The sequence below is a fragment of the Angustibacter luteus genome, from assembly GCF_039541115.1.
GTDB classification, from domain to species: Bacteria; Actinomycetota; Actinomycetes; order Actinomycetales; family Angustibacteraceae; genus Angustibacter; species Angustibacter luteus.
In genome coordinates this window covers 1-12,093 of record NZ_BAABFP010000009.1, presented here as the reverse complement: position 1 = coordinate 12,093, position 12,093 = coordinate 1, and the positions used below count along the sequence as shown (strand labels likewise).

At 73.1% G+C, this 12,093-nt stretch carries 14 protein-coding genes and 1 other RNA gene; 12 read left to right on the top strand and 3 right to left on the bottom strand.

Annotated features, from left to right (window positions below):
• Positions 1-186 precede the first annotated feature (186 nt).
• From ABEB17_RS19990 to ABEB17_RS19960, 7 genes are all read left to right on the top strand, one after another.
• Complete coding sequence (locus tag ABEB17_RS19990) at positions 187-1,110, top strand: hypothetical protein (protein WP_345718524.1); 924 nt, start codon at positions 187-189, stop codon at positions 1,108-1,110.
• Between the two features lie 86 nt (positions 1,111-1,196).
• The gene (locus ABEB17_RS19985) at positions 1,197-2,345 is read left to right on the top strand and encodes a protein-glutamate methylesterase/protein-glutamine glutaminase (protein ID WP_345718523.1); all 1,149 of its coding nucleotides are present in this window, start codon (positions 1,197-1,199) and stop codon (positions 2,343-2,345) included.
• Positions 2,342-3,181, top strand: coding sequence for a CheR family methyltransferase (locus ABEB17_RS19980; RefSeq protein ID WP_345718522.1), 840 nt, complete (start codon positions 2,342-2,344; stop codon positions 3,179-3,181). Before ABEB17_RS19985 ends, ABEB17_RS19980 begins: the two co-directional genes overlap by 4 nt.
• A complete protein-coding gene (locus ABEB17_RS19975) occupies positions 3,181-3,573 on the top strand; it encodes a response regulator (RefSeq protein ID WP_345718521.1) in 393 nt (130 codons plus the stop codon). Before ABEB17_RS19980 ends, ABEB17_RS19975 begins: the two co-directional genes overlap by 1 nt.
• Entirely contained in the window at positions 3,570-4,061 is a 492-nt protein-coding gene (locus tag ABEB17_RS19970; protein ID WP_345718520.1) for a chemotaxis protein CheX, read from the top strand. Before ABEB17_RS19975 ends, ABEB17_RS19970 begins: the two co-directional genes overlap by 4 nt.
• Positions 4,058-4,420, top strand: a complete 363-nt coding sequence (locus ABEB17_RS19965; protein WP_345718519.1) for a response regulator — start codon at positions 4,058-4,060, stop codon at positions 4,418-4,420. The genes ABEB17_RS19970 and ABEB17_RS19965 overlap by 4 nt, the downstream gene beginning before the upstream one ends.
• Positions 4,421-4,429: 9 nt before the next feature.
• The gene (locus ABEB17_RS19960; protein WP_345718518.1) at positions 4,430-4,912 is read left to right on the top strand and encodes a hypothetical protein; all 483 of its coding nucleotides are present in this window, start codon (positions 4,430-4,432) and stop codon (positions 4,910-4,912) included.
• A gap of 21 nt (positions 4,913-4,933) precedes the next feature.
• Here the strand turns inward: ABEB17_RS19960 and ABEB17_RS19955 are convergent, their stop codons facing one another.
• Together ABEB17_RS19955 and ABEB17_RS19950 are read right to left on the bottom strand one after the other, a co-directional pair.
• Positions 4,934-6,028, bottom strand: a complete 1,095-nt coding sequence (locus ABEB17_RS19955; RefSeq protein ID WP_345718517.1) for an ArsB/NhaD family transporter — start codon at positions 6,026-6,028, stop codon at positions 4,934-4,936.
• Positions 6,021-6,821 carry a YaaA family protein gene (locus ABEB17_RS19950; protein WP_345718516.1) on the bottom strand — a complete coding sequence of 267 codons (801 nt, stop codon included), beginning with the start codon at positions 6,819-6,821 and terminating at the stop codon, positions 6,021-6,023. Before ABEB17_RS19950 ends, ABEB17_RS19955 begins: the two co-directional genes overlap by 8 nt.
• A 106-nt stretch (positions 6,822-6,927) precedes the next feature.
• Between ABEB17_RS19950 and ABEB17_RS19945 the strand changes: the two genes are divergently transcribed.
• From ABEB17_RS19945 to rnpB, 4 genes are all read left to right on the top strand, one after another.
• Complete coding sequence (locus ABEB17_RS19945; protein WP_345718515.1) at positions 6,928-8,352, top strand: RNB domain-containing ribonuclease; 1,425 nt, start codon at positions 6,928-6,930, stop codon at positions 8,350-8,352.
• A 28-nt stretch (positions 8,353-8,380) separates the two neighbouring features.
• A complete protein-coding gene (locus tag ABEB17_RS19940; RefSeq protein ID WP_378227093.1) occupies positions 8,381-9,778 on the top strand; it encodes a uracil-xanthine permease family protein in 1,398 nt (465 codons plus the stop codon).
• Positions 9,779-9,780: 2 nt separating this feature from the next.
• Complete coding sequence (locus ABEB17_RS19935) at positions 9,781-10,884, top strand: hypothetical protein (protein WP_345718514.1); 1,104 nt, start codon at positions 9,781-9,783, stop codon at positions 10,882-10,884.
• A gap of 105 nt (positions 10,885-10,989) precedes the next feature.
• Positions 10,990-11,368, top strand: an RNA gene (gene rnpB, locus ABEB17_RS19930) — RNase P RNA component class A.
• Positions 11,369-11,379: 11 nt separating this feature from the next.
• Here rnpB and ABEB17_RS19925 read toward each other — a convergent pair.
• Positions 11,380-11,706: a hypothetical protein gene (locus ABEB17_RS19925; protein WP_345718513.1), complete on the bottom strand. Its 327-nt coding sequence runs from the start codon at positions 11,704-11,706 to the stop codon at positions 11,380-11,382.
• A 111-nt stretch (positions 11,707-11,817) separates the two neighbouring features.
• Between ABEB17_RS19925 and ABEB17_RS19920 the strand changes: the two genes are divergently transcribed.
• On the top strand, positions 11,818-12,036 hold the full coding sequence (locus tag ABEB17_RS19920) for a hypothetical protein (protein ID WP_345718512.1): 219 nt from the start codon (positions 11,818-11,820) through the stop codon (positions 12,034-12,036).
• The last annotated feature ends 57 nt before the right edge of the window (positions 12,037-12,093 follow it).

The window sequence follows — 12,093 nt, the reverse complement described above, 5'->3', positions numbered from 1 at the left end:
CGAGGAGCTGTCGGTGATGGCGGCCCAGCTCCGCACCCAGATCGCCCGCTTCACCTACTGAACGTGCACCACGGATCACGGAGCGCACCGATCTGCTTGCGATCGGGTGCACCGGACGCGTCGGCGTAGCCCTCGGCCGCGGGGTAGGCGACCCTGGGAGCACCGACGACATGGGGTGGTCCGCCGATGGCCTACACGCTGGTGGGGGCGCCCGCGCTGGGGTTCGACCTGGTGCGGACGCCGAGCGGGGCGAACGTCGCCGAGGTAGTGCTCCGCGGGCTGTGCGCCGACACCGCCACCATGCAGGCGCTGGCCAACGCGCACCCGGGCTCGTGTCGGCCCGAGTGCTGGCGCGAGGCCAGTGCGGCGGCGGACACGCTGCCCCGGATGACGACCGCGCTGGCCGCGATGCCCACCGAGCTCGACCTGGCGGCAGCGGGCGAGCCGCTGCCGACGCAGGAGCTGCTGACCCGGCTGACCCAGGCACCGCTCGGCGACCTCGAGGCGCTGGACAGGTTCCTGCGCCGGGACGTCCTGGACTGGACGTGGGAGGTCGTGCAGGACGTGAGCCTGCAGCGGCTGCGGGACCGGTTGGCCTGCGACGTCCTGTGCGACGCCGCCGCCTCGGCGTTCTGCGCGACCGTGCTGGACGACGACCGGCGCCGGCACCTGGCCGGGCCCTACCTGTCCGTGGCCCGCACGCTGCCCGCTGAGCCGGTCGACGGCAGCGACCCCGGGCCGGATGCGCCCGACCCCGTGACCGCCCTGCTCGCCCAGCTCTCGAGCTGGGACGAGCGCGACCGGGAGGACTGGCGGGCCGCGGTGGACCTGCTCCGGACCGGAACCGGAAGCTGGGCCGCGGCGATGCACGACGCCGGTTGGGCGGCGCACCTGTCGGGCCGCACGCGGACGACGGCCGCGCACCAGATGCGTGCGGTCCTGGCGTTCCGCAGCGCCGGCTTCAGCTCCACGGATGCGGCCGAGGGTTCCTGGAACGCGCTCAGCGGCGTCGTCCAGGCCATGTCGGTGTGCGACCTGCTCGGTGACGAGCACCTGGGCACCCTGCTGCGGCCCTGGCAGGTGGCCCGCGGCGAGCTCCCGGGCCGCTGAGGCGCACTCCTCAGATTCTGCGCGGGGTTGCCGAACAGGCAGGTGCCGGCCCGCTCGTGCCCGGCATCCAGCCGAGGAGACGTGTGGTGGCCCCTGTTCGCGTGCTCGTCGTCGACGACTCCGTCGTCATTCGACGGCTCGTCAGCGACGCGCTGTCGTCCGACCCCGACATCGAGGTCGTCGGCACCGCGTCCAACGGCCGGCTCGCGCTGACGAAGCTGTCCCAGGTCGCGCCCGACCTGGTGACGCTCGACATCGAGATGCCGGAGATGGACGGCATCGCCGCACTGCGCCAGCTGCGCGCCGACGGCCACCGGCTCCCGGTGATCATGTTCAGCACGCTGACCGAGCGCGGTGCCAGCGCGACGCTGGATGCCCTCGAGGCGGGCGCCAGCGACTACGTCACCAAGCCGTCCAACTCCGGCAGCATCGCGGAGTCGCTCGAGCAGGTACGCACGTCGCTCGTCCCCAAGATCAAGGCGCTGGTGCCGCTGGCGCGGCGGGGTGCCGGAGCCGCCCCGGGCCTGATCCGTCAACGGCCGGCCCCGACGACATCGGTGCGCCCGCCCGTGCCGACCACCACCCCCGCCCTGGCCGTCCGGCGTCCGCGCCGCGGGCCGTTCCAGGTGCTCGCGATCGGCTGCTCGACGGGCGGCCCCGAGGCACTGTCCACCCTGCTCGCCGGGCTGCCGGCCGACCTGCGGGTACCGGTCGTCGTCGTCCAGCACATGCCGCCCGTGTTCACCCGCCAGTTCGCGGCCCGGCTGGACCGCAACCTGCCGTTCGACGTCTGCGAGGCCGAGGGCGGCGAGAAGCTGCGTCCGCGGTCGGTCTACCTGGCCCCGGGCGACTACCACCTGCGGCTGCGCCGGGTCGGCAACGACGTCGTGACCACCATCGACCAGCAGGTTCCCGAGAACTTCTGCCGGCCAGCCGTGGACGTCCTGTTCCGTTCGGCCGCCGAGGTGTTCGGCCCTGACGTGCTCGCCACGGTCCTGACCGGGATGGGCTCGGACGGTCGCCGCGGCAGCCAGGACGTCGTGGCCGCCGGCGGCAGCGTGCTCGTCCAGGACGAGGCCAGCTCCGTCGTGTGGGGCATGCCCGGCTCGGTCGTCGAGGTCGGTGCCGCGGAGGAGGTGCTGCCGCTCGGTGACCTGCCGCTGGCGCTGACTCGTCGGATCACCGCGGGTGCCTCCGGTGGGCAGCCGAGCGCCAGCCTGGGGCAGGCCCGATGAGCATCGCCGCGGACGCCTTCGACTTCGTCTGCGCCCTCGTGCACCGCGAGAGCGCCCTGGTGCTCGGCGCCGGCAAGGAGTACCTGGTCGAGTCCCGGCTGCTGCCGCTGGCTCGCGCGCAGGGGGACCCGGACGTCGAGACCTTCGTGAACCGGGCGCGCCGCCAGCCCGGCGGTCCGGCGCAGCGCGAGATCGTCGAGGCGCTGACCACGAACGAGACCTCGTGGTTCCGGGACAGCGAGCCGTTCGTGGGGCTGCGGGACCTGGTCGTGCCCGAGCTCGTCGCCGCCCGCTCCCTGACCCGCCGGCTGCGGGTCTGGTCGGCCGCCTGCTCCAGCGGGCAGGAGCCGTACAGCATCGCCATGGTGCTCGGGGACGCCCCGCAGCTGGCGGGCTGGTCCATCGACGTGCTGGGCACCGACCTGTCGCTCGAGATGGTCGAGCGCTGCCGTGAGGGCCGGTACAGCCAGCTCGAGGTCAACCGCGGCCTGCCCGCCACCAGCCTGGTCAAGCACTTCGAGCGGGACGGTGCGGCCTGGCGGGTCAACCAGTCGCTGGCTGCCCGCACGACGTTCCGCCAGCTCAACCTGGCCCGGCCGCTGGTCGGCCTCGGCACGTTCGACGTGGTCTTCCTGCGCAACGTGCTCATCTACTTCGACCTGGCGACGAAGGCCGACGTGCTTCGCCGGGTACGCAAGATCCTGGCCCCGGACGGGTACCTGTTCCTGGGTGCACCCGAAACGACCATGGGAATCGACGACATGTGGCAGCGACAGGCCCTGGGCCGAGGCTCCGTCTACCGGCTGATGCCGCAAGCAGCAAGAGGAGTGGCGTGATGCGCGCTTTGGTGATCGACGACTCGCGGGCGATGCGGCGCATCGTCTCGCGGATCCTGGTGGACCTCGGGTACGACGAGGTCCTTGAGGCCGAGCACGGGCAGGCAGCGCTCGACGTGCTGGCCACCGGCCCGCTGCCCGAGCTCGCCTGCGTGGACTGGAACATGCCGGTGATGGACGGGCTGACCTTCGTCAACCGCGTCCGCGCCGAGCCGGCGTGGCGGTCGCTGACGCTGATGATGGTGACCACCGAGAGCGAGCACGGGCAGATCGTCCGGGCGCTGGCCGCCGGTGCCCACGAGTACCTGATCAAGCCGTTCACCGCCGACGCGCTGCGCGACAAGCTGCTGCTGCTGGGTCTGCTGCCCGAGCCCAAGGAGGTCTCGGCATGACGACGACGACCGGGGTGGCGCCGATCCGGGCCGACGAGGTGTGGGAGCTCGTCGCCGAGGTGTGGGAGTCCCTGCTCCAGCTTCCTGCGATCCGCGCCGACCACGCCTTCGGTCTGCAGGGCGCGATGACCGCCTCGGTGACCATCGACGGCGACTGGACCGGGCTGGTGACGGTGACGATGCCGCCCACGACGGCGGTTGCGGTCACCCGCGCGATGCTGCAGATCCCCGAGACGGACGACGTGAGCGACGCCGACGTCGCGGACGCGGTCGGCGAGGTGGTCAACGTCATCGGCGGCAACGTCAAGGCGCTCCTGCAGGGCAGCACCAGCCTCGGGCTGCCCCGCGTGGAGCTGGAGTGGGCGCCGGTGCACGCGCAGCTGGTCTGCCGCGCTGGCGTGGAGTGGCCGGGGCACGCCGCCCGGATCGGTGTCTGGCACCTGCCCAGCACCGCGACAAGCAACGACTCGATGGGAGAAGCACGATGAGGTTCCTGGTGGTCGACGACAGCCGCGTCATGCGCCAGATCGTCGTACGGACGCTGCGCCAGGCCGGCTACGACGGCCACGAGGTCGTCGAGGCCGTGGACGGCGCCGACGGCCTCGCGAAGGTCGCCGAGCACGCGCCTGACGTGGTCCTGTCCGACTGGAACATGCCGAACATGACCGGCATCGAGTTCCTGCGCAACCTGCGGGCCGGCGGTGACCAGACCCCCTTCGGGTTCGTCACGTCGGAGGGTTCGGACGACATGCGCGAGGTCGCCGAGGCGGCTGGTGCGCGTTTCGTCATCGTCAAGCCGTTCACCGCCGAGGTCTTCAGTGACGCCCTCGCGCCGGTGCTGGGCTGAGGGGAAATCATGGCGCTTCCGACGAACCAGTCGGTCAAGGACCTGTTCGAGGGACTGCTCGGCCGTGAGGTCACGCTGTCCCACGGCCGCCGCCCGGACATGGAGGCCAAGGTCGGTCCTTGCACCGCCGTGTACGTGGACGACCGCAACCAGCTGACCACCGTGGCCGTCATGGACTTCCCGCTCACCGCGAGCGTCGGTGCGGCCCTCGGTCTCGTGCCGCCGGGTGGCGCCGAGGCCGCGGTCGAGGACGGCGTCCTGCCGGACTCGCTGCAGGAGAACGCCAACGAGCTGCTCAACGTGCTGGCCGGCACCGTCAACGAGTTCTCCGACGTGCACCAGCGGCTGCACCACGTGCACCGTCCGGGCGAGGTGCTGCCGGCCGACATCGTGCCGTGGACCATCGCCATCACCGGCCGGGTGGACATCACCATCGCGCCGAAGGGCTACCCGAGCGGGGACCTGTCGATCGTCTCGGTGCTGCCCGTCTGACGCGCCTCGGGGTGCCGGACCTCACGCGGTGACGGTGAGCGCGGCCGTGCAGGCCACCAGCAGCAGCGGGACGACGACGAGCCCGCGCAGCGCGAACACCCACCACCGCACCGGCACCCCACGGGCCCGGCAGCGCTCGCGCCACAGCAGCGTCGCGAGCGAGGCCCACAGGGTCAGCAGCGGGCCGCAGTTCACCCCGATCAGCACGGCCACCAGCCGGGCGGGGGAGTCTCCGGCGGCCGGCTCCAGGGCCAGGTAGGCGGGCAGGTTGTCGATCACGTTCGCGGCCAGCGCCGCGGTGCCCGCCAGCTGCAGGTAGCTGGCGAAGCCCTCGCCGCCGCCGGACACCGATGCCAGCAGGTCGTCCAGCCCGATCTGGCCGAGCCAGAAGACCGCGACGAACAGCACCGTCACGATCAGCACGGCGCGCCAGGGCAGCAGCCGCCAGCCCAGGTGCGTCCGGTCGCGCACCACGAACAGCACCAGGAGGACGACGGCCGCGCCCGACGCGGGCCAGGCCACGTTCACCCCGGTCACGAAGGCCGGCCCCAGCAGCAGGCAGACGACGGCGCAGGCCACCAGCAGCAGCCGGTCGTGCGGCTCGTGCGGCGGCGCCTGCTCGTAGTGCCCGCGCAGGTCGTTCCGGAACATCACGGCCAGCACGGCGACGGTCACCACGACGGCGACCAGCGCGGGCAGCCAGGTCAGCCGGACGAACCCGCCCACCCCGACGCCGAGCTCCTGCATCCGGTGCAGCGAGAGCAGGTTCGTCAGGTTGGACACCGGCAGCAGCATGGACGCGGTGTTCGCCAGCCACACCGTGGTCATCGCGAAGGCCGCGGTGGAGACGCCCAGCCGACGGGCCAGGGTCAGCACGACCGGCGTGAGCAGGACCGCCGTGGTGTCCAGCGACAGCACGATGGTCGACGCCGTCGCGAGCACCACCACCAGGACCCAGAGCAACCAGACTCGGCCGCGCGCCCAGCGCGCCGCGGTGGACGACGCGACCTCGAACACCCCGGCGATCTCGCTCAGCTCGGCCACGACGGTGATGGCGACCAGGAAGACCAGCACCGGGAGCACCCGGTGCACGAGCTCGTCCAGCAGGTCAGGCACCGGCCACGGCCTCGTCCGAGCCGTCGATGACGACGTCCAGCGTCCAGGTCCGGCCGGGCTGGGCCGGCGGCACCAGCTCGCACCGCCACCGCCGGCCGACGACCTCCGCCAGGTCGCGCGGGGTGCGCGCTTCGCGCTCGGACTCCAGCAGCACCCGGCACACCTGCCCGCGGGTGTGCTTGGCCATGTGCGACACGACGGTGCGCCGACCCTGCGTCTCGCGCAGCACCCGGACGGCGACGGTGCGCGCGGCGACCGGACCGGTCGGCGTCCAGGCGGCCTGGTAGGTCGTCGAGCGCAGGTCCACGACGAGCCCGCGACCGGCCGCGGCGGTGAGGGGTTCGTCGAGCAGCGGACGCCAGTAGCCGGCCAGCGGGCCGAGGCCGGGCAGCGTCGTCCCCATCGACAGCCGGTACGTCGGGATGCGGTCGGTGGGCCGCAGGACCCCCCAGAGGGCGGACGTCACCACCAGCCAGCGGTTCGCGCGCCGTCGGGCGGCAGGGGACAGGCCGGTCAGGGCCAGCGCGTCGTACAGCACCCCGCTGTAGACCTCCCCGGCCGGCGCGGACGGGGCGACGTGCAGCGTGCGGTTCGCCTCGACGTCCGCGGCGAGCGACGCGCCGACGCCGAGCACGTCCAGCGCGTCGGGCCGTCCACTGGCCTCGACGAGGGCGGACAGCACCCGCGAGCGGGCGTCGGTCAGCTCGGGCCAGGACAGCGCGTCCAGCGACACCGGCCCCCGCCGTCGTCCCGGGCGGGTCTTGCCCTCCGAGGGCGGTAGCAGCACGAGCACCAGCCGAGCCTAGGGGGCGCTCCGGCGCGGCGCCGGGGGTGGGCGGTCGGCGCCGGAACCCGATGCCCGGCCTGCCGTCACGCGTCAACCTGGCTAGGGTGACGCCGTGATCCAGCGACGGCTCCGGCTGCGCGACACCACCGGTGCCGCGCCGGTCCTGGACGACGTGTTCGCGGCCATCCGCGGTGAGCTGGGCCTGCCGGACCGGTTCCCGCGCGAGGTCGAGCAGGCCGCCGCGGACGCGGTGCGCGAACCACGCCTGCCCGAGCGTGACCTGAGCGACCTGCCGTTCTTCACGCTGGACCCGCCCGGGTCGATGGACCTGGACCAGGCCATGCACCTCGAACCGACGCGGGACGGCTACCGGGTGCGGTACGCGATCGCCGACCTGACCGCGTTCGTCGAGCCCGGCGGGGTCATCGACCTCGAGGCGCGCCGCCGTGGCCAGACGCTGTACTCGCCGGACACCCGCACGCCCCTGCACCCCACGTCCATCAGTGAGGACGCCGGCAGCCTGCTGCCGAACCAGCTGCGGCCGGCCTACGTCTGGGACCTGGCGCTGGACCGGGAGGGCGAGCTGCGCTCGGCGGACGTGGGGCGCGCGATGGTGCGCAGCGTCGAGCGGCTGGACGAGGAGTCCGCCGCGGCGCTGGCCGCGCAGGGCGACCCGCGGATGTCGCTGTTGCGCGAGATCGGCCAGCACCGGCTGCGGCTGGAGGCCGAGCGCGGCGGCGCGAGCCTGCCGATGCCGGAGCAGGAGGTCGTCCGGGTCGATGACCACTACGACCTGCGGCTGCGGCCGCCCTCGGCGATCTCGGACTGGAACGCGCAGATCTCGCTGATGACCGGGATGGCCGCCGCCGACATCATGCTGGCCGGTCAGGTCGGCATCCTGCGGACGATGCCACCGCCCAGCCACCATGCGCTGGCCCGCTACCGGCGGCAGGCGCAGGCGCTCGGCACCCGCTGGCCCGCTGAGCAGCAGTACGGCGCTTTCCTGCGCGCCCTCGACCGGGACGAGCCGCGCGAGCTCGCGCTGATCCACGAGGCCGCGTCGCTGTTCCGCGGCGCGGGGTACACGCCGTTCGACGGCGACGTCCCCGCGGTCACCGAGCACGCTGCCGTCGCCGACCAGTACGCGCACGTGACCGCACCGCTGCGCCGGCTGGTCGACCGGTTCGGGCTCGTCGTGTCGGCCGCCCTCTGCCAGGACGAGCCGGTGCCCGCGTGGGTGCGCGAGGCGCTGGAGTCGTTGCCCGGGTTGATGAACGCCTCGGACCAGCTGGGCAACCGGCTGGACCACGCGTGCACCGACGCGGTCGAGGCGGCGGTCCTCGCTCCCCGGGTGGGGGAGGCGTTCGAGGGTGTTGTGGTGGATCTGCGGGACAAGGGGCCTGGGGGCATCGTTCAATTGCGTCAGCCGCCGGTGCTGGCACCCGTCTCGGGCGACGTCCAGTTGGGTGCCACACTTCGCGTCCGTCTCGTAGCGGCGGACGTCGGCGGCCGGCGCGTGGAGTTCACCCCGGTGTAGGGGCCGGCCGAGCAGAGCGGAACACAGCGTGACGTTGGACTTCAACGCGCCCCGGACGGGGCGCCATCTCCGTGAGCGGCCCGTCGTCCTGCCCGAGGAGCGGTTGTCCTGGCCGCGGACCATCGGGTTCGGCGCGCAGCACGTCGTGGCCATGTTCGGCGCGACGTTCCTCTTCCCGATCGCGATGGGGCTGGACCCCCAGCTCGCCATCCTGACCAGCGGGGTCTCGACGATCCTGTTCCTGCTGATCGTGCGCGGCAAGGTGCCGAGCTACCTCGGCTCGTCCGCCGCGTTCGTCGGCGGCGCCACGGCCATCTACAGCCAGGGCGGCATGCAGCCCGACGTCACCGGCTCGATCCTGGTGGCCGGCGTCGTCCTCGCCGCCGTCGGCGTGATCGTGCACTTCGTCGGCGCGCGGGTGGTGGACGCCGTCCTGCCGCCGGTGGTCACCGGGGCGGTGGTCATGCTCATCGGGCTCGCGCTGGCGCCGCTGGTGGGGCAGAAGTTCTGGCCGCAGGACGGGTGGGTCGCTTTCGCGACCATGATCTTCGTGTCGGTGCTGCTCGTGGCCGGCCGCGGCTTCGTCGGGCGGATCGCCGTGCTGCTCGGCCTGGTCTTCGGGTTCGTGCTGTCGTTCGTGCTGGACCGGCTGCTCGGGCCGATCAACTCGCTCGACCCGAACACGCTGACCCTGCGCACCCGGGACCGGGTCGACCTGTCGAAGGTCAGCGAGGCGAAGTGGTTCGGCTTCCCGGTGCACACCGGTGGGGTCACGCCGGACGGGACCCCGATCGTCGGTTGGCACCTGCCGGAGTTCCACTGGCTGTTCATCCTGCTGGTGGTGCCGGCCGTGGTGGCCGTCGTCGCGGAGAACGTGGGCCACGTCAAGGCGGTCTCGGAGATGGTGGACCGCGACCTCGACCCGTACGTCGGTCGCACCCTCGCCGCCGACGGCCTCACCACGATCATGGCCAGCGCCGTCGGCAGCGCGCCCACCACGACGTACGCGGAGAACATCGGCGTCATGGCAGCCACCCGGGTCTACTCGGTGGCCGCCTACTACGTCGCTGCGGTCATCGCGATCGGCCTCGGGCTGTCGCCGAAGTTCGGCGCCGTCATCGAGGCCACCCCCGGCGGGGTCATCGGGGGGATCACCGTCGTGCTGTACGGGATGATCGGCCTGTTGGGGGTGCGGATCTGGATGGTGAACAAGGTGGACTTCGGCGAGCCGGTCAACCTGGTGCCGGTCGCGTCCGGCGTGGTCGTCGCGATCGGCGGCATGGCGCTGAAGTTCGGCGACTCGTTCGCGTTCACCGGCATCGCGCTCGGGAGCCTGGTGACGATCCTGGGCTACCACCTGTGCCGGTACGCCGCGATCCTGACCGGCACCGCGCCTCAGCAGAAGAAGCGACGCCGGGTGCGGTAGCGGTGCGCAGTCGGGCAGCCCTCGTGGTCGTCGCCGTGGCGGCCGGGCTGCTCGCCGTGCTGGCCCGGGTCACGCCGCCCGCGGCGCTCGCCTGGCGCGCCGTGGCTCGCCCCGCTGACGGTCCCGCCGACGTCCGGCTGACCGGCCTGCCGTCGGGTGAGCCGCTCCTGGTGGCCGGGCAGGGCGGACCGGTCGCCCGCCCGAGGCCGCTGCTGTGGCTGGTGCCCACCGAGGGCGACTGGCAGGCCGTCGCGCTGGACCCGGCCTCGTACTACGGCGAGCGCGCCGCGCTCGCCTGGGTCGCGCGGCTCGGGGACCAGGTCGCCGCGATCGGTGAGGCGTTCGGCGGCGCGCACGGACTGCCGCGGTTCAGCACGTGGGCGGGGTCGACGTCCGGGCTGGACGAGACGCCGCAGGCGTTCGAGCTGTTCGGCGGTCCGAGTGCCATCGGAGTCACCGACCTCGCGGTCGGACCGCAGGTGACACTCGCTGTCGGGTCCTGGGCGGCCGGTGGCCGGCCGGCCGGGATCGCGGTCTGGGTGGGCGACGGGGCTGCGTACCTGCGGCTGGACGTCGTGCCCGGCCTGCGCAGCACCGCGCGCGACCTGACGACCCCGTCCGCCGTCGCGGCCCGGGGTGAGGGTTTCGTCGTCGCCGGGACCACGACGCACCTGGGCGGCGGACGGGTGGCCGATCAGGCGACGGCCTTCTGGGTGGCGGGCGCGGGCTCGCCGTGGAGTCGTACCGCGCTGCCGTCGTCCGGTGAGTCGAGGTCGGTCGACGTCTCGTGCTCCGTCCGGGACTGCCTCGTGGCCGGCGTGGCCGGCGTGGACCGGGGGCGGCTGGCACTGTGGCACCTGGGCGCTGACGGGCGCGCGAGCACCGTGTCGCTCGACGCCCCGCCGGAGCTGGCCGACGCACCCGCGATCCACGTGGCCGGGGCGTGGGTGAGCGCGGAGACGACGGCCGGCCCGCGGCTCTGGTGGGTGGACGGCGCGACCGCCTGGCCGGTGCAACCGCCGCCGGGACCGGTCGCGGCGCTGGCCACGAGCGGCGAGCGGCTCTACGCCCTGGGCACCGGCGGCGCGCTGTGGAGCGCGCCGTGACCCGCCCCCCGCTCCGATCGTGGCAACGGCGCATCGTCGGCGGTGCGACGTTGCCACGATCGGTGTCAGCCGGTGCGCTGGGAACCGCTACGATCAGCGCGCGGACGAGTCAGCCAGGCGACCGCGTCACCGGTTCGCCGGTGCCGAGGAACGTCCGGGCTCCGCAGGGCAGGGTGGTGGGTAACGCCCACCCGGGGTGACCCGCGGGACAGTGCCACAGAGAAGAGACCGCCAGGCCGGCTTGCCGGGCTGGTAAGGGTGAAACGGTGGTGTAAGAGACCACCAGCACCCCCGGTGACGGGGGTGGCTCGGTAAACCCCACCCGGAGCAAGGTCAGACAGGGAGCGATCGAGGGCGGCCCGCCCGAGCTCCCGGGTAGACCGCTGGAGCGTGCTGGCAACAGCACGCCGAGATGGATGGTCGCCACCCGCTCGTGGGTAACCGCGGGCGGGGACAGGACCCGGCGTATCGGCTGGCTCGTCCGCACACGAGCAGCTAGGCGACCTGCTCGAGCGACGGCTCGGACGGCGCACCCGCCGGGCCGTGTGCGCCCGTCGAGCCCTGCTGGGACGGCGCCGCCGGGGTGCCGTGGTCCCGCTCGGCGTCGCTCGTGCGCGGCGCGTAGTAGCCCAGCAGGAAGGTGATGCCGCCGCTGATGGCCAGCGACAGGAAGCCGGGCACGGCCTTGATCGCGGCGTCGGAGTGGTCGGCGTCGAACGGCACGCCGAACACGGTCACGCCGAGGATGCCCAGGATCAGGCCGCTGATCACCGATGCGCCGGTAGCGGCGGCGATCACCTTGGCCTCGGGACGCTTGTTCACGGCTGGCTCCTTCTGCTCCAGGCGGGCGAAGACTCACCAGGTCAGAGGCGGCGGGCCCGCACTTTGATGCACCCCCTTCGCAACAGGCGTGATCAGGAGCAGGATCGGGCCATGACGGAGAGCGAGCACCTCGCGGTGCTGGGCATCGGCGCGTCCCGGGAGGCCGCCCTGGAGGACGCGACGTCCCAGGCCGCCGAGTACTTCGGCGACCAGCCGGTCGACAAGGAGATCGGTCAGGCCAGGGCCCACCGTCGCTCGTACGACGGTTCCGTGGAGCTGTGGGAGATCGATGTCATCTGGCGGCGCAAGCCGGCTGACGACGCCGGCTAGCTGTACTGACCACACAGGTTGGGGACGCGACTGGCCGGTGGTTGGCCGCCGAGTGCG